The following is a 17,523-nucleotide window of genomic DNA, read 5'->3' as shown; positions in this document are numbered from 1 at the left end:
CCTCTCTCCCCTTCGGCCTCGCGCTACTGCACTCTTTTCGCTTCGTCCATCGCGCCATTCTGCACAGACATCGTCGATAGCGCTGCGCCGCTCGCCGCCTCATTGCCCGTGGAGACGACCACCGGATAGCCCGCACGTCGGGACAGCGCTTTCTTAAGCTGCGCATCGTCTACGGTCTTATCTCCGGCAAACTGATGGAAGGCCGCTGGCAGCGTGTGCGGGATCGTACGGGTGTCGCCCGCTTCATCCTGCGTCAGAGGCCGATGCACTTCGACATAGCGTTTACCGTCCGGCTCAATCGCAAATTTCACCGGCTGGTTGATAACGCGAACCGGCGTCCCCGTTTTTACCTGACTAAACAGCGCCTGGATGTCCGCGGCGTTCATGCGCATACAGCCCGAGCTGACCCGCAGGCCAACGCTATCCGGCGCGCTGGTACCGTGGATAAGGTACTCGCCGTTGCCGTACGCCAGACGCAGCGCATAGCGCCCTAACGGGTTGTTCGGCCCGGCCGGCACCACGGGCGGCAGCTTGATGCCCTTCTCCAGCGAACGCGCGCGGATGCCCGCTGTCGGCGTCCAGGTCGGATTGGGGATCTTCTGCCCGACGCGCGTGGTCATCTCCGGCGTCTCCAGCCCTTGCTGACCAATACCCAGCGGATAAACCTGAACCTGGTTCTCTCCCGGCGGGAAGTAGTACAGCCGCAGTTCCGCCAGGTTCACAACGATACCTTCCCGGGGCACATCCGGCAGCAGCATCTGTGAAGGAATTAATACCTGAGTCCCGGGTTTCGGCTCCACCGGTGCGAGGGTGTCGTTAGCTTCGAGAATCAGCATCGCCGCCGTGTCGAAATGGCGGGCAATCGCCTGCAGATTGCGATCCCCTTCCTGTACCGTCCACCATTGATTCTGGCCAATGAGCCGACTGTTCGCCGGGGGAAGTGGGTAATCTACCGCCCAGGCGCCGTGTGAGACGCTAAGGGCTGTCAGAAGCGCTACGGTGATAAGAGATGCGCGTTTCATACTGAGATTCCTTCTTTCGCTGATAAAACGCCAGGATCTGCCGTCGGGCCGGCATCATCTCCGGCCTGACGTAACAGAATGAAATCTACCTGTTTATTCTAGCTAAGATTTGCGGCTTTCGCGCGAATTGCGCGAATCATGGCTTCCAGGCCCTGAGATCGCGAAGGGGTAAGATGCTGGGTCAGCGCCATTTTTTCAAACCACGGCCGTACGTCAAAGTCGGTGATATCCTTGGCCGTCATCTGGTCGTAGAGGATAAAGACCACGGCAATCAGCCCTTTGACAATCGCCGCATCGCTATCGCCGCGCAGCGACAGCCCTCCGTTTTCGCCTTGTTCTACCACGATCCACACCTGGCTCTGGCAGCCCTGAATGATGTTTTGCGCGGTATGCTCTTCGGCGCTCAGCGGCGCCAGCCGCTGGCCGAGTTCGATAATATAGAGGTACTTCTCTTCCCAGTTCGCGCAACGACTAAAGTTGCGCAGCAGTTTGTCTTTATCCGGTAATGCCGCCATGATTGCTTCCTTTAGCCCAATAGCGTGTGGATGCGCTGCAGTCCTGCGACCAGGCGATCCACCTCTTCCGTGGTATTGTACATCGCCAACGAAGCCCGACACATGGCCGGTACGTTGTAAAACGCCATTAGCGGCATCGCGCAATGGTGGCCGGTGCGGATGGCAATACCGTAATTATCCAGGAAGCTGCCCACGTCGTAGGCATGATGTGCGCCAAGGTTAAAGGCAATCACCCCCAGGCGCTCGTCAGGGCCATAGAGGGTCAAATCCGGCACCGCCTTCAGCGCCTGCAAAGCGTAGCGCATGAGCGTCTGTTCATATTCGCCAATGTGCGCCAGCCCCAGCGCGCTGACATACTCCAGCGCGGCGCCGAAGCCGATAATCCCGCCGGTATTGGGCGTGCCCGCCTCGAAGCGCCACGGCGCTTTCGCCCAGGTCGTCCCTTCGGTCAGACTGACGGTGGCAATCATCGACCCGCCCCCTTCCCACGGCGGCATCTCCTGCAGCAGCGCCTCTTTGACATACAGAATGCCAATCCCGGTCGGGCCGTACAGCTTGTGGCCGGAGAAAACATAAAAATCGCAGTCCAGCGCCTGCACATCCACCGCGTGGTGCATCACCGCCTGCGCCCCGTCCACCAGCACTTTCGCTCCATGCTGGCGGGCGAGCGGAATCAAGGCCGCCAGCGGGTTCTCCGTCCCCAGCACGTTGGAGACCTGGGTAATGGCCAGCAGGCGGGTCCGCTCATCAAACAGCGCCGGAATGGCATCCAGCTGCAGGGTGCCGTCCGGAGTGAGCGGGATAACCCGCAGCTCGGCGCCCACCCGGGCACAGAGCATCTGCCAGGGGACGATGTTCGCGTGGTGCTCCATGGCGCTGATGATGATGTTATCGCCGGCGCCGACGTTGGCATTCCCCCAGCTATTGGCCACCAGATTGATCCCTTCGGTGGTCCCCCGGACGAAGACCAGCTCTTCCGCTGAGCGGGCATTCAGGAACCTCGCCGCCTGCTGACGTACCTGTTCCATCCGCGCCGTCGCCTCTGCGCTCAGCGTATGGATACCGCGATGGACGGCGGCATAGCCGTGGCGATAAAACTCCGCCTCGGCGCGAATCACCGCCTCTGGTTTTTGCGCGCTGGCGGCGCTGTCGAGATAGACCAGCGGCTGACCGTTGACCTCCCGGCTAAGCAACGGAAAATCCGCGCGTATCCGTTCAACAGAAAATGTCATGCTTTTTCTCCCGGTAGACGTTGGCCAATACGCGCCAGAATCTGCGCCCTGAGCGTCTCATCGCCAATCGCCTCCGTCAGCTCGGCGGCGAAAGCGTACAGGATCATATGCTGCGCCGCCCGGTAGGGAATGCCGCGAGAACGAAGATAGAACAGCTGTTCGTTGTCGATGCGCCCGATGGTGGCGCCGTGGCTACACTTGACGTCGTCGGCATAAATTTCCAGCTGCGGCCTGGTGTCCACTTCAGCCAGGCGCCCCAGCAGCAAATTATTGTTGGTCATCTGACCGTCGGTTTTAATCGCGTGCTTCGCGACATTAATCAGACCGTTAAACACCGCCCGCCCTTTATCGCTGACGATGGTCTTATGCAGCTGGCGGCTATTACAGTAGCCAACGCGATGATCGAGCCAGGTTCGGCTGTCGCAGACCTCATTGTTGACCGGCATCGCCAGGGAGTTGATCCGTAGGGTGCTGTTCTCCCCCAGCAGCTGGGTACTGGTGCGGTGATGCAATACCGCGCCGCCAAGCAGGAAGCTACTGCTGAAGGCCGAAGCGTCGCGGCCCAGCGCGAGATCGTTGTGGGCAAAGTGGTTGCTCTGCGCATTTTCGAACGCCAGTTTGATATGCTGCAGATGGGCATTATCCGCCACCGACATCGTCAGACGCGCGCCGGTAAAGTGGCGCTGTTCATCCAGGCTCAGATAGTGCTCGATAATCGTCGCCTCGGCGCCGCTCTCCAGCTCAAGATGATGGCGATAGTGCGCGGTGTTCAGGTCGTCGCCCGTTCCTCCACGCGTCACATGCATCAGCAGCAGCGGCTTAGCGGGCCGCTGATGGCGTTTTACGCGGATTCGCGTCACCGTCTGAGCAAGGCTCTCCGTGAGATGCAGGAACACTTCCGGCTGCACCGCGTCAGGCAATCCCTGACGATCGTCCGCCACGCTGACGTCGTAGCCGCTGCCGGCCAGGTTGTCGCTTAACGTCTCGCTGAACTGCCCGTCGATGAACACCAGCCGCCAGGCATCCACCGACAGCGCCCGTTGATCGCGCTCTGTTGCCGTTAAGGTACCCGGCGGAAGCGCGACAAATGTGCCTTTGTTCAGTGTATCCAGCGGCGTATATTTCCAGTCTTCATGTTTGCGCGTCGGCAAACCGAGGCGCAGGACCTGCTGGAGATGCCGGCGGGCTTCAGGCGTTCGCCGTTCCCCCAGCGCCTCAAACAGATGATGCCACTGCTGCAGCGCGTTACTGCTGTTCGGTAAGCCAGCCATAGCCCTGCTCCTCCAGTTGTTTGACCAGGGTAAAATCGCCGGATTTGACGATTCTCCCCTGATAGAGCACGTGGACGTAATCAGGCTTGATATAGTCGAGAATACGCTGATAGTGGGTGACGATAATAAATGCGCGCTTGCCGTCGCGCAGCGCGTTGACGCCGTCAGAGACGATCTTCAGGGCGTCAATATCCAGCCCGGAATCCGATTCATCAAGAATGCACAGGTCCGGCTCCAGCACGGCCATTTGCAGGATATCGTTGCGCTTCTTTTCACCGCCGGAGAAGCCCACGTTCACCGAACGGGTCAGCAAATCCTCCGGCATCTTCAGCAGCTTAATTTTCTCTTCCATCAGATCCTGGAAATCGAAACGGTCTAACTCTTCCTGGCCGCGATAGTCGCGCACCGAATTCAGCGCGGTCTGCAGGAAGAACTGGTTGCTGACGCCGGGAATCTCTACCGGGTACTGGAAGGCCATAAAAATGCCTTCACCGGCGCGGTCTTCCGGCGCCAGGCTGAGCAAATCTTTGCCTTTGAACTCCACGCTACCGCCGACGACCTCATAGTCCTCGCGCCCGGCAAGCGTTGCAGAAAGCGTGCTTTTGCCGGAGCCGTTCGGCCCCATAATGGCGTGCACTTCGCCAGGGCGGATTTCCAGATTCAATCCGCGCAGGATCTCTTTGTCTTCAACGGCGACCTGCAAGTTTTTGATACTTAACATCTCATTTCCCTTAATTCGTAAAGCCTGGCGCTTAGCCGACGCTGTGTTCCAGACTGATAGCCAGCAGTTTTTGCGCTTCGACGGCAAACTCCAGCGGCAGCTCCGAGAAGACATCTTTACAGAAGCCGTTGACGATCATCGAGATGGCATTGTCTTCGCTGATGCCGCGCTGCAGGCAGTAGAACAACTGGTCTTCGCCGATCCGCGAAGTGGTGGCTTCGTGCTCCAGCTGCGCGCTGTCGTTGCGACACTCCACGTACGGGAAAGTGTGCGCCCCGCAGTCCGGCCCAATCAGCATCGAGTCACATTGGGTGAAGTTACGCGCGTTAGTAGCCGTCGGCATAATTTTGACCAGCCCACGGTAGCTGTTCTGGCTTTTCCCGGCGGAGATCCCTTTCGAGATAATCGTCGAGCGGGTGTTTTTGCCGATGTGGATCATCTTGGTGCCGGTGTCTGCCTGCTGGTGCCCGCTGGTCAGCGCCACGGAGAAAAATTCGCCGATGGAGTTATCGCCGCGCAGAATGCAGCTCGGATACTTCCAGGTGATGGCGGACCCCGTTTCTGACTGCGTCCATGACATCTTGCTGTTTTCACCTTCGCACAGCGCGCGTTTGGTGACGAAATTCAAAATCCCGCCGGTGTTGTTATCTCCGGGGAACCAGTTCTGCACCGTGGAATATTTCACTTCGGCATCTTTGTGAATAATCACCTCGACCACCGCCGCATGCAGCTGATAGCTGTCGCGCACCGGGGCAGAACACCCTTCGATATAGCTGACATAGCTGCCTTCATCGGCCACCAGAATGGTACGTTCGAACTGGCCGGTTTTTTCCGCATTAATGCGGAAATAGGTCGACAGCTCCATCGGGCAGCGCACTCCTTTTGGCACGTAGATAAAGGTGCCGTCAGAAGCTACCGCCGCGTTGAGGGCGGCAAAAAAGTTGTCATTCCCCGGCACCACGGTGCCAAGATATTGCTTCACCAGCTCCGGGTGGTCGTGGATCGCTTCACCAAACGAACAGAAAATAATCCCCTGCTCCGCCAGTTTTTCCCGGTAGGTTGTCGCTACCGAGACGGAGTCGAAAATCGCATCAACCGCGACTTCACGCCCTTCGCGTACCGGCACGCCCAGCAGGTTAAAGGCCTCTTCGACTTCCTGAGTCAGATAGGCGCCGGGGCCGGTTTGCTGCACCGCACCAGGCTCAGAAGCGCAGGTGTCGTCGCAGTTACCGCAGGACGGCGCCGAGTAATAGCTGTAATCCTGGTAGTTGAGCTTTTCATAATGCGCTTTCAACCAGTGCGGCTCCTCCATCTCCAGCCAGGCGTGATATGCCTTTAGCCGGAATTCGAGCATCCACTCGGGCTCGTTGCGGCGGGCGGAAATGGCGCGCACCACCTCTTCGTTGATGCCTTTCGCCAGCTCATCGGTCTTTAAGCGGGTAAAAAAGCCTTCTTTATAATTGAGCGGCCCGTCGGACCAGGTTTTGACATCGTCAGTTGCTTCAGTATTACGAGACATAGTTACTCCGCCTGAACCCCAAAGCTTTCGCCGCAGCCACATTCGTGCTGTGCTTTCGGGTTATGAAACTTAAAGATTTCATTTAATCCTTCCCGAACATAATCCAGCTCCGTCCCATCGATAAACGGCATAGCCTGCAGCGGTGCCCAGAGTTTCGCCCCGTCGCGCTCAAACAGCAGGTCGTCTTCTGCCGGCTCGGCAATCAGCTCGAGTACGTAACCAAACCCGGCGCAGCCGCTGGTTTTGATCCCCAGACGCAACCCCTGCTTATCGGGCTGTTGACTCACCAGATCGCGAATATGGGCGGCTGCCGCTGGGGTCATCATCAGACCCCGCCAGCTAAATTCATCGGGATTGAAGGTTCCTGTATCTAATTCCATCGCTCTACCTCATTGGTTAGCGCCATAAGGGCATACGACCATGTTAATGATAACGATTATCACTTCAACCCAGCCGGAGAAGGGATATTCCCCTTGCGAACCCTTTTATCTCGCTTTTTATAAGCATAGACCCTCCCCCGCAGGTTATCAGGTGACTATTTTGTAATTTAATATATTGATAAATAATAAGTTATTTAGTGTTTTGCAGAGGTATGGCGGGCAATGGGAAAGGTGCATCGGAAATACCTATTTTTGAAATCGAAAAGAGTCCATTCAGCATCCGTAGCACTTACTGTCAAATCAATAGCTTGTTATTTGTACCGGACGACGACAAGGCGCTATCGGATCTACCCCTTTAGCATTATCTATAACCATCCTTCTGGATGGCTATTTGTTATCCGGTAAAGCGAAGCGGTTATCATGTTAAATTCGGACAAAAACCAGGAATAAAGGTTTTTTCTCTACTGGTAAATTGATGTACAATTCCCGCCTAAATTTCCTACAGTTTTCGGCCCTGTGTCGGAGGCACTGCTTACCTGGAGTTTGTCCGTACAGGATGATAGATATCAGTATTATGTCGATGTGCATGGTGGTACTGCTGGTGATGAGCGTACTGCTGAACTAAGCCAGCCACAAACCCTGCCTGCCACGCCGGAGCTTCACATTCGTTATGAAATGAGGAGTTTTGGAGGATTCGCCCGCCGTGGGATTGTTCGTCAATGACCTTGCCTCTAAGATTCCAGCCACATTCCAACGAGGTAACGAAGATGAAAGGAACAATCATTGCTCTGTTAGCCACCGCGTCAATTGTCGCGGCCAGCGCATTTGCGGCAGATAAAAATGACGGCCCTGCTCCCGCCGGTAATAATGCCGGACAGCCGGTGATGGACATGCCGCAAGGGCGTGGTCCTATGCCTATGCCTATGCCTCTGCCGCCATTCCCGCCGAGAAAACCGGTATTATTCTCTGCAACGGTTGCCACCGATAACCCGGTTGAGACCATTAATAAACTGACCGCGCTGATCCCGACAGGTAGCGCGAAACATTATGAAGTGCGCGTGGAAGTCGTTCCCGCTCCCGATATGCCCTGAGTTATCCTGGGGTCATATACCGGTAGCCTTGAGCGGCTGATGTCAGCCTCATAAAAAAAGCTGCCAGTGAACGTGGCAGCTTTTATTTTGCGTCTTCTTTAGTGCTCAATATCTATATCCTCACCACCGACGGCAATGAGGATGCGGGTATGATGACGGTATATTAACTCTTAATCTTTCTGTAGATAAACAGTACCACTAATGCACCAATTACCGCCACGACAAAGCTGCCAAAATTAAAGCCGTCGACCTTGCCGAAGCCAAAGAACGTACTGATCCAACCACCTACAACCGCACCAATGACACCCAGAACGATAGTGACGATAAACCCGCCGCCGTCTTTGCCTGGCATAATCCACTTAGCCAAAATACCGGCAATAAGACCAAAAATGATCCAGGAAATGATACCCATAGTTAACTCCGTCCTCTTGGTTACACATAAGTATTTCGTACTTAAAATAGTAGCATAAGTAGCGTGAACAATTCATGAATTATATTTTTAGCGCCGATAGCTTGCTGTATAAGCCGCGATGGTCTACATATCATGATGTCGATGCTAATGCGCAAAGGAGTTAACAATGGGCTATTACGTTATTAAAAAATCCGAGAAAAGCGTTTCCCAGCCATGGTATTTCCTGCTAAAAGCGGATAACCATGAAACCATCGCCACCAGTGAAATGTATTCCTCGAAGGAGGCGGCGAAAAAAGGAATTGCCTCGGTGCAGAAGAATGGTCCCAGCGAAACGATTAAGGATGAAACACAATAAAATCTGCTGAATATAAGGGGGGAAATATATTCCCCCTTATATTTAGACAAGTAGCTATCTCAGACTACCGCCGTGGTCAGGCGCGAAGAGCAGCACAGCCGCCCCTGTTCATCGAAGATTTCAATCTGCCACACCTGATGGCGCGATCCGACATGCAGCGCTTTACAGACGCCTCTGACCCGGCCACCGCGCACCGAGCGAATGTGGTTGGCATTGACCTCCAGCCCTACCACCTTTTGCTCGCCTTCACTGCACAAATAGCCGGCAACCGAGCCCAGCGTTTCCGCCAGTACCACCGATGCTCCACCATGTAGCAGACCAAACGGCTGGTGCGTGCGGCTATCCACCGGCATGGTCGCTTCGATGGTCTCATCGGTGAAGCTATCAAAATGAATATCCAGCAGCCCGACCATATTGCCTTCGCCCATGCAGTTAAGCTGTTCCAGCGTTGTCTGACGTTTCCAAATCATCCAATAATCTCCAGCAGCGCCTGCAGCGGATGACGAACACCGCTGCCTTCAATGCGCTTCACCTGACTGCGACAGGAATATCCGGTCACCAGGCACCGGTTGCGCGGTAAACGCTGGATCGCCTGTTGCCAGGAAAGCGCGTAGATATCCAGCGAGTTGGCGTGGTTTTTTACCTCATGACCGTAGGTTCCGGCCATCCCACAACAGCCCACGCTGACGTTTTCCAGTTTCGCGCCAAAGCGCGCAAAAATCTCGGCCCACTGCTTCGGCGCCGCGGGCAGCGCCGTGACTTCCGTACAGTGACCAAACAGATACCACGCTTCGCCGCCATTCTCCTGCTCGCGAGCTTCCGGCAACGCCTGTGGCAGCCACTCGTGCACCAGCATCACGCGGAAATCGCCGCGTTTGTCCCCCAGAACCTGGTTGTACTCATCGCGATAGCACAGCACCAGCGCCGGATCGACGCCAACCATCGGCATCCCCAGCTGCGCCACACGGTTGAGAAAATCTGCGGTTTTCTGCGCCGTACGCGCAAAGCGCGTGAGAAACCCTTTGATATGCTGCGCCTTGCCGTTTGGCGAGAACGGCAGCAGTACCGGCTGGTAGCCCACTTTTTCAACCAGGCGCACAAAATCGGCCACCACCTGCGCGTCGTAATAGCTGGTGAACGGATCCTGCACCACCAGCACCATTTTGGCTTTCTGCTCAGCGCTGAGCGTTTCCAGCTGCTCCAGCGTCATGTTTGCCGAGCGATGTCCCACCATCCTCTGCTTCAGCGACGGCGTCGAGAGCAGCGGCAGATCCACCATCCCGATGTGCTTCTCTGACAGCTTGCGCATCCACGGCTGGTTAATAAAGAAGTTAAACGTCTTCGGCGCCTGAGCCATCAGCGGCGCATAGGATTCCACCGTTGCCACCAGATGATCGCGAACCGGCCGTAAATAGCGGCTGTGGTAAAGCTGCAGGAAGCGCGAGCGGAATTCCGGCACATCGATTTTAATCGGGCATTGCGTAGAGCACGCTTTACAGGCCAGACAGCCGGACATCGCCTCTTTGACCTCATGGGAGAAGTCATATTCCCCCTTGCGCGCGTGCCAGCTGTTGCGGGTCCTCGCCACCAGCGTACGCAGGCTGGCGCGTTTTTCCGGCAGATCTTTTTCCAGCTGATTGGGATCGATGCCGCGATCCGCCAGCAGGCGCAGCCACTCGCGCACCAGCGTTGCGCGCCCTTTCGGCGAGTGGATACGATGATTGCTGACCTTCATCGACGGGCACATCGGGCTTTTAACATCAAAGTTAAAGCACAGGCCGTTACCGTTACACTCCATCGCGCCACGCCATGCGCTGCGCACCGCAATCGGAATCTGCCGATCCCAGGTGCCGCGCTTCACGGCATCCACTTTCATCATCGGCGCATCTACGCCTTCCGGCGGACAGATTTTCCCCGGATTAAGACGGTTGTGCGGATCGAACGCCGCTTTGACTTTTCGCAGCTCGCCATAAAGTTCTTCGCCAAAGAATGCCGGACTGTACTCGGCGCGGAAGCCTTTGCCGTGTTCCCCCCACAGCAGGCCGCCATATTTGGCGGTCAGCGCCACGACCTCGTCGGAAATTTGTTTCATCAGCACTTCTTGCTGCGGATCGCACATATCCAGCGCCGGACGCACGTGCAGAACGCCGGCGTCTACGTGGCCAAACATGCCGTAGCTCAGGCCGTGGCTGTCGAGCAGCGCACGAAACTCAACGATGTAATCGGCCAGATGTTCCGGCGGCACGCAGGTATCTTCCGCAAAGGGAATCGGCTTGGCGGCACCTTTGGCATTCCCCAGCAGCCCCACCGCTTTTTTACGCATCGCGTAGATGCGCTCAACGCCGTCCAGTTCGTTACAGACCTGCCAACCGATGACGCCCGCTTCGCTGGCGGCAATCAGCTCATCAAGGCGCTGACACAGCGTGGTCACCTGGTTGTCGATAAGCGCCGCGTCATCGCCGGCAAATTCGACGATATTCAGCCCCAGCATCTCTTTATCCGGGACATCGGTAATCAGCTCACTGACCGAATGCCAGACGATATCTTCGCGCGCCAGGTTAAGGACTTTTGAATCGACGGTTTCCACCGACAGCGCTTTCGCCTCGACCATAAACGGCGCGTTGCGCAGCGCGGAATCAAACGAATCGTATTTGATATTCACCAGACGGCGAACTTTCGGCAGACGGGTAATATCGAGACGCGCTTCGGTGATAAAGGCCAGCGTCCCTTCCGAACCGGTGAGAATACGGGTCAGATCGAACTCGCTCATGTCATCATTAAAGACGTGGCGCAGATCATATCCGGTCAGGAAGCGGTTAAGTTTTGGAAATTTATCGATAATGAGCTGACGTTGCGCTTTGCAACGCTGATATACCGTTCGGTAAATCCGCCCAATCGCCGACTGTTCCCGGCTCAGTGTCTCCGCCAGAGCGACGGGCATCGCCTGGGTATCGAGAATATCGCCGCCCATCAGCACCGAACGAACGCCGAGAACATGGTCTGAAGTTTTGCCATAAACCAATGACCCCTGGCCGGAGGCATCGGTATTGATCATCCCGCCCAGAGTGGCGCGGTTGCTGGTGGAAAGCTCCGGGGCAAAAAAGTAACCGTACGGCTTAAGATACTGGTTCAGCTGATCTTTAATTACGCCTGCTTCGACACGAACCCATCCCTCTTCCGGGTTGATTTCGAGTATGCGGTTCATATGGCGGGACATATCGACGATGATTCCCGCATTCAGCGACTGGCCGTTGGTGCCGGTGCCGCCCCCGCGCGGGGTAAAGACCAGCGATTTGAAGCGATCTTCGGCGGCAAGCCGCGCCAGCAGGACGACATCGGCCGTCGAGCGGGGAAATAAAATGGCATCCGGCAACAGTTGATAAACGCTGTTATCTGTCGCCATCGTTAGCCTGTCGGCATAGCTAGTGGCGGTATCGCCGGTAAATCCTTGTTGCTCCAGTACCTGCAAAAAAGTCAATACCAGTTGAACGACGCCTGGTGCTTGAGAAATTTGTGGGATCATAATGCTTGACCCTGCCTGACTATGTTGTGTTGTAGTGATGTCATCCTTCAGACTGCCTCTTGTTGGCGCATTTGCTGCCGAATCCTTGCGTGAAGCTGACCCTTGCGGGCAATGTAAACCACGTCCACCACGGCGGGCAAAAATAGCCTGAGAGCCGGGAGTCTGTCGCCGACTCGATGCGTCCGGATGATTTTGTCTATGGATAACTAAACGATTGCGTGGCGCAGTCAACTTTTTATCACATTTTTTTCATATGCGCCCACGAGATTTATGTGCAAAATCAGGCCCGTGAAATTATTGATATTATTATCAGTATATGGATTTACGCGGCGTCAGCATTTTGACGCGACTGGAAAGGTAAAATTTCTCTATGATTAACGATCGCCAACCCCGGGATATACCGCAAATACTGCTGTCGGTACTGTTCTTATCCCTGATAATTATCTCCTGCCTGTGGGTGGTGCAACCCTTTATTCTGTCCTTCGCCTGGGCTGGCACCGTCGTCATCGCCACCTGGCCCGTTCTGCTGCGCCTGCAGCGTTTGCTGTTCGGTAAACGCGCCCTCGCCGTGCTGGTCATGACCGTGCTGCTGTTTTTACTGTTCGTCATCCCGATTGCGCTGCTGGTGAATAGCCTGGTAGATAACAGCATTCCGCTGATAAAACTTATCTCCACCGGGAATGTCACGCTGCCGGATTTCGCCTGGCTCAATAGCGTTCCGCTGATTGGCGACAAGCTCTACGCGGCCTGGCACGGTCTGCTGGATATGGGCGGTGCGGCCATTATGGCCAAAATCCGTCCCTATATCGGCACCACCACGACCTGGTTCGTCGGTCAGGCGGCGCATATCGGCAAACTGCTGGTCTATTGCGGGCTGATGCTGTTGTTCAGCGCCCTGCTGTACTGGCAGGGTGAGAAAGTCGCCTATGGATTCCGTTACTTCGCAACGCGTCTGGCGGCAAAACGCGGCGATGCGGCGGTCCTGCTGGCCGGTCAGGCCATTCGCGCCGTGGCGCTGGGCGTGGTGGTGACTGCGCTGGTTCAGGCGGTGCTCGGAGGGATTGGTCTGGCGATTAGCGGCGTCCCTTACGCCGCGCTGCTGACCGTGGTCATGATCTTCACCTGTCTGGTACAGCTGGGGCCATTGCTTGTCTTGATCCCCTCGATTATCTGGCTCTACTGGAGCGGAGATACCACCTGGGGCACGGTGCTGCTGGTATGGAGCTGCGTGGTGGGGACCATGGATAACGTTATCCGCCCGGTGCTGATTCGTATGGGCGCCGACCTGCCGATGATCCTGATTCTCTCCGGCGTTATCGGCGGTTTGATCGCCTTCGGAATGATTGGCCTGTTTATCGGTCCGGTGCTGCTCGCCGTCTCCTGGCGCCTGTTTGATGCCTGGCTGCAGGAGGTGCCGCCGCCGCCGAAAGATCCCGATCAGGTACTGGCGGAACTTGAAGCGTTAAACGTCAGTAATATCAACAGCGAAAAGTAAAAAATTAAGGCGGGGAAACCCGCCTTAATCATAAGAAAAACTGATAAAAATAATACCGTTCTCCGCCACTATTCCCTCTCTCATGTTACGCAATCGACATATTCTTCACAGCTGTTTAACTATTGAGATGAATCCGATCGACGCCAAAAAAGGCTGTGTCTACTATTAGGGCACGGTTATAGATCAACACCTTGATTTATAAGCATGGAAATCCCCTGAGTGAAACAACGAATTGCTGTGTGTAGTCTTTGCCCATCTCCCACGATGGGCTTTTTTTTTACCTGGTTCCGCTAGCTGCCCGCTATTTTTTCTTGTTTGCCCATACGGCTGTCAATAGCGGTCGCCAGACGCTGAAAATAAAAAAATCCCCGCCATTGCTGACGGGGATTGGGGGAATGTAAAGCGAGGGCTTACTTATTCAGTTCAGCCAGACCAAGCCAGGTCTGCACCACGGTATCCGGGTTCAGAGACAGACTATCAATCCCTTCTTCCATCAGCCATGCGGCAAAATCTTCGTGGTCAGAAGGCCCCTGGCCGCAAATACCGACGTATTTGCCCTGCTTCTTCGCCGCGCGAATCGCCATCGACAGCAGCGCTTTCACCGCGTCATTACGTTCATCAAACAGCTCAGAAACCACGCCGGAGTCACGATCGAGGCCAAGCGTCAGCTGAGTCATATCGTTTGAACCGATAGAGAAGCCGTCAAAGTACTCGAGGAACTGTTCGGCCAGCAGCGCATTCGATGGAATTTCACACATCATAATGATTTTCAGACCGTTTTCGCCACGCTTGAGTCCCTGGCGCGCCAGCTCTTCTACCACCGCTTTCGCCTGGGCGACGGTGCGGACAAACGGCACCATGATTTCGACGTTGCTCAGCCCCATCTCGTTGCGCACGCGCTTCACCGCTTCGCACTCCAGCGCGAAGCAATCGCGGAAGCTGTCTGAGACGTAGCGACCGGCACCGCGGAAGCCGAGCATCGGGTTCTCCTCTTCCGGCTCATAACGCTCGCCGCCCACCAGGTTGGCGTATTCGTTAGATTTGAAGTCGGACAGACGCACGATTACCCGCTTCGGATAGAACGCCGCGCCGAGAGTCGCAATCCCTTCGGTCAGACGACCGACGTAAAACTCTCTCGGGGAATCGTAACCTTTCATCAACTCGCGGATTTCGTTCTGCAGCGCCGGCTCCTGGTCGTCAAACTCCAGCAGCGCGCGCGGGTGAACGCCAATCATACGGTTGATGATGAACTCCAGACGCGCCAGACCAACGCCTTCGTTCGGCAGACAAGCGAAATCAAATGCGCGATCCGGGTTACCGACGTTCATCATGATTTTCAGCGGCAGATCGGGCATTTCCCCCACGCTTGAGCTCTTAATGCTGAAATCCAGCAGCTCGGCGTAGACGTAGCCGGTATCGCCTTCGGCACAGGAGACGGTTACATTCTGGTTTTCCTGAATGCGATCGGTCGCGTCACCGCAGCCAACGACCGCCGGAATCCCCAGCTCGCGGGCAATAATCGCCGCGTGGCAGGTACGACCGCCGCGGTTGGTGACGATCGCCGAGGCTTTCTTCATGATCGGTTCCCAGTCCGGGTCGGTCATGTCGGTCACCAGGACATCGCCCGGCTCAATCCGGTTCATTTCACTGATATCGTGAATCACTTTTACCGGGCCAGCACCGATGCGATGACCGATAGCGCGGCCTTCAGCCACAATCTGTCCTTGCGCATGCAGGGTATAGCGTTCCATCACCTGGCCGCGCGAGCGGACGGTCTCTGGACGGGCCTGGACGATGAACAGCTCACCGGTGTGGCCATCTTTCGCCCATTCGATATCCATCGGACGGCCGTAGTGCTTCTCAATCTGTACCGCCTGCTTCGCCAGCTCCTGCACTTCCTCGTTGGTTAACGAGAAAATATCGCGCTGCGCCTGCGGAACGTCTTCGATACGCACCTGCTTGCCGTGTTCCTGGGTCGGGGCATAAATCATGCGGATCTTCTTCGACCCCATGGTGCGACGCACGATGGCCGGACGACCCGCCGCCAGCGTCGGTTTATGCACATAGAACTCATCCGGGTTAACCGCGCCCTGCACCACCATTTCCCCGAGGCCCCAGGCGGAGGTAATAAATACCACCTGGTCAAAGCCGGACTCGGTATCAATGGAGAACATGACGCCGGATGAGGCAAGGTCGGAACGCACCATCCTTTGTACCCCGGCGGATAGCGCCACGCCGCGGTGGTCATAACCCTGATGCACGCGATAGGAGATCGCGCGATCGTTAAACAGCGAAGCAAACACGTGCTTCACCGCGACGAGCACGGCATCGAAGCCCTGCACGTTGAGGAATGTCTCTTGCTGCCCGGCGAAGGAGGCATCCGGCATATCTTCCGCCGTGGCGGAGGAACGGACGGCAAAGGAGGCCTCGGCATTATCCGCGGACAGCTGTGTATAGGCATCACGAATGGCGTCTTCCAGTTCGCTCTGGAACGGCGTATCAATGATCCACTGACGGATCTGAGCGCCCGCTTTCGCTAATGCGGAAACGTCGTCAATGTCGGTTTCATCCAGCAGTTCATAAATGCGCTGGTTTACACCGCTTTGGTCCAGGAACTGATTGAAGGCATCAGCGGTGGTGGCAAAGCCGTTCGGTACGGAAACACCCATACCGGACAGATTCGTAATCATTTCACCAAGGGAGGCATTTTTGCCCCCAACTCTGTCTACATCATTCATGCCGAGTTGGTTATACCAAAGCACCAGCGGTGACGAGCCATTGTTGGACATCGAGACAATCCTTTTGTGATTTAATACCAGTGATAAAAAACTCACGATCAACTACGGGATTTATCCTGACATATTTATGCGGCTGAAAAAAACGGTGAATCGTTCAAGCAAATTATTTTTCATTTTTTAGGATACTTTTCCCGATATAGCTAACCCAATGATTCTGCTGAAATCTGCTGCAATAAGATACAAAACGCCGGCAAAATCGAAAACTGAACCGACCTTTTCATTAAAAATAAAAATACTGTTTCATTTTAAAAGTGAGACAAAGCCTAAAGGGATATGCTTAAATTTAATTTCTGCTTTCAGATAATTAAACTCATTATACCGGATGGTCAAAATGGAAAGTGCTGTAGATCGCCACGTATTTTATATTTCTGACGGTACCGCCATTACGGCCGAAGTACTGGGGCATGCGGTGATGTCGCAATTCCCGGTCGCGATCAGCAGTTTTACGCTGCCGTTCGTCGAAAATATCAGCCGCGCGCGGGCAGTAAAGGAACAAATTGACGCCATCTATCAGCAGACCGGCATCCGCCCGCTGGTGTTCTACTCCATCGTTATCCCTGAAATTCGCGATATTATTTTGCAAAGTGAGGGGTTTTGTCAGGATATCGTGCAGGCTCTGGTGGCTCCGCTTCAGCAGGAACTGCGGCTCGACCCGACGCCCATCGCGCACCGCACCCACGGCCTGACGCCGGGTAACCTCAACAAATACGATGCACGTATTGCGGCGATTGATTACACCCTCGCCCATGACGACGGGATCTCGCTGCGTAATCTCGATCAGGCACAGGTCATTTTGCTGGGCGTCTCGCGCTGCGGCAAAACCCCGACCAGTCTTTACCTGGCGATGCAGTACGGTATCCGCGCGGCAAACTACCCGTTTATCGCCGACGATATGGACAACCTGATCCTCCCGGCTTCGCTTAAACCCTTACAACATAAGCTGTTCGGTTTAACCATTAATCCGGAACGGCTGGCCGCGATCCGCGAAGAACGCCGTGAAAACAGCCGCTATGCATCGATGCGCCAGTGTCGCATGGAGGTGACCGAGGTGGAGGCCCTGTATCGCAAGAATAAAATTCCGTGCCTGAATAGCACCAATTATTCTGTTGAAGAAATTGCGACTAAAATCATGGACATCATGGGGCTGAATCGAAGAATGTACTAACGAACTAGTGCATTGGAGAAAATT

At 55.4% G+C, this 17,523-nt stretch carries 15 protein-coding genes and 1 other RNA gene; 5 read left to right on the top strand and 11 right to left on the bottom strand.

The features are described from left to right. Positions 1-23: 23 nt before the first annotated feature. From ldtE to sufA, 7 genes are all read right to left on the bottom strand, one after another. A complete protein-coding gene (gene ldtE, locus OQV00_RS10545) occupies positions 24-1,022 on the bottom strand; it encodes a L,D-transpeptidase LdtE (protein ID WP_004863269.1) in 999 nt (332 codons plus the stop codon). Between the two features lie 98 nt (positions 1,023-1,120). After that, positions 1,121-1,537: a cysteine desulfuration protein SufE gene (gene sufE, locus OQV00_RS10540; RefSeq protein ID WP_004863272.1), complete on the bottom strand. Its 417-nt coding sequence runs from the start codon at positions 1,535-1,537 to the stop codon at positions 1,121-1,123. A gap of 11 nt (positions 1,538-1,548) precedes the next feature. Beyond that, entirely contained in the window at positions 1,549-2,769 is a 1,221-nt protein-coding gene (sufS, locus tag OQV00_RS10535; protein ID WP_015584113.1) for a cysteine desulfurase SufS, read from the bottom strand. Then, positions 2,766-4,040 (bottom strand): Fe-S cluster assembly protein SufD, encoded by a 1,275-nt coding sequence (gene sufD / locus OQV00_RS10530; RefSeq protein WP_004863278.1) that lies wholly within the window; start codon positions 4,038-4,040, stop codon positions 2,766-2,768. The genes sufS and sufD overlap by 4 nt, the downstream gene beginning before the upstream one ends. Beyond that, positions 4,015-4,761, bottom strand: coding sequence for a Fe-S cluster assembly ATPase SufC (sufC, locus tag OQV00_RS10525; RefSeq protein WP_004863281.1), 747 nt, complete (start codon positions 4,759-4,761; stop codon positions 4,015-4,017). The genes sufD and sufC overlap by 26 nt, the downstream gene beginning before the upstream one ends. Positions 4,762-4,792: 31 nt before the next feature. Then, positions 4,793-6,280, bottom strand: coding sequence for a Fe-S cluster assembly protein SufB (sufB, locus tag OQV00_RS10520; RefSeq protein WP_015584111.1), 1,488 nt, complete (start codon positions 6,278-6,280; stop codon positions 4,793-4,795). A 2-nt stretch (positions 6,281-6,282) separates the two neighbouring features. Continuing rightward, positions 6,283-6,660, bottom strand: a complete 378-nt coding sequence (gene sufA / locus OQV00_RS10515; RefSeq protein ID WP_004863289.1) for a Fe-S cluster assembly scaffold SufA — start codon at positions 6,658-6,660, stop codon at positions 6,283-6,285. A 767-nt stretch (positions 6,661-7,427) separates the two neighbouring features. Here sufA and OQV00_RS10510 point away from each other — a divergent pair. Further along, a complete protein-coding gene (locus OQV00_RS10510; protein WP_183114595.1) occupies positions 7,428-7,751 on the top strand; it encodes a hypothetical protein in 324 nt (107 codons plus the stop codon). Positions 7,752-7,914: 163 nt separating this feature from the next. Here OQV00_RS10510 and OQV00_RS10505 read toward each other — a convergent pair whose 3' ends face one another. Beyond that, the gene (locus OQV00_RS10505; protein ID WP_004863295.1) at positions 7,915-8,163 is read right to left on the bottom strand and encodes a GlsB/YeaQ/YmgE family stress response membrane protein; all 249 of its coding nucleotides are present in this window, start codon (positions 8,161-8,163) and stop codon (positions 7,915-7,917) included. Between the two features lie 166 nt (positions 8,164-8,329). On the opposite strand from OQV00_RS10505, the gene OQV00_RS10500 reads away from it, so the two are divergent. Continuing rightward, on the top strand, positions 8,330-8,518 hold the full coding sequence (locus tag OQV00_RS10500; RefSeq protein WP_004863298.1) for a YegP family protein: 189 nt from the start codon (positions 8,330-8,332) through the stop codon (positions 8,516-8,518). 59 nt (positions 8,519-8,577) lie between these two features. Here the strand turns inward: OQV00_RS10500 and menI are convergent, their stop codons facing one another. Then, entirely contained in the window at positions 8,578-8,988 is a 411-nt protein-coding gene (gene menI / locus OQV00_RS10495) for a 1,4-dihydroxy-2-naphthoyl-CoA hydrolase (RefSeq protein ID WP_071359550.1), read from the bottom strand. Further along, entirely contained in the window at positions 8,985-12,041 is a 3,057-nt protein-coding gene (gene ydiJ / locus OQV00_RS10490) for a D-2-hydroxyglutarate dehydrogenase YdiJ (RefSeq protein WP_004863306.1), read from the bottom strand. Before ydiJ ends, menI begins: the two co-directional genes overlap by 4 nt. 370 nt (positions 12,042-12,411) lie before the next feature. Between ydiJ and ydiK the strand changes: the two genes are divergently transcribed. Both ydiK and rprA read left to right on the top strand, forming a co-directional pair. Further along, complete coding sequence (gene ydiK / locus OQV00_RS10485) at positions 12,412-13,536, top strand: AI-2E family transporter YdiK (RefSeq protein ID WP_044350647.1); 1,125 nt, start codon at positions 12,412-12,414, stop codon at positions 13,534-13,536. Positions 13,537-13,708: 172 nt separating this feature from the next. Then, positions 13,709-13,816, top strand: an RNA gene (gene rprA, locus OQV00_RS10480) — antisense sRNA RprA. 130 nt (positions 13,817-13,946) lie between these two features. On the opposite strand, the gene ppsA is transcribed toward rprA, so the two are convergent. After that, entirely contained in the window at positions 13,947-16,325 is a 2,379-nt protein-coding gene (gene ppsA, locus OQV00_RS10475; protein WP_004863315.1) for a phosphoenolpyruvate synthase, read from the bottom strand. Between the two features lie 340 nt (positions 16,326-16,665). Between ppsA and ppsR the strand changes: the two genes are divergently transcribed. After that, positions 16,666-17,499, top strand: coding sequence for a posphoenolpyruvate synthetase regulatory kinase/phosphorylase PpsR (gene ppsR, locus OQV00_RS10470; RefSeq protein WP_004863318.1), 834 nt, complete (start codon positions 16,666-16,668; stop codon positions 17,497-17,499). Positions 17,500-17,523: the final 24 nt, after the last annotated feature.

Origin of the sequence: Klebsiella sp. DY2415 (assembly GCF_026314315.1) — a bacterium.
Classification (GTDB): domain Bacteria; phylum Pseudomonadota; class Gammaproteobacteria; order Enterobacterales; family Enterobacteriaceae; genus Klebsiella; species Klebsiella ornithinolytica.
The sequence above is the reverse complement of the archived record's forward strand: the minus strand, read 5'-3'. Positions and strand labels throughout refer to the sequence as shown.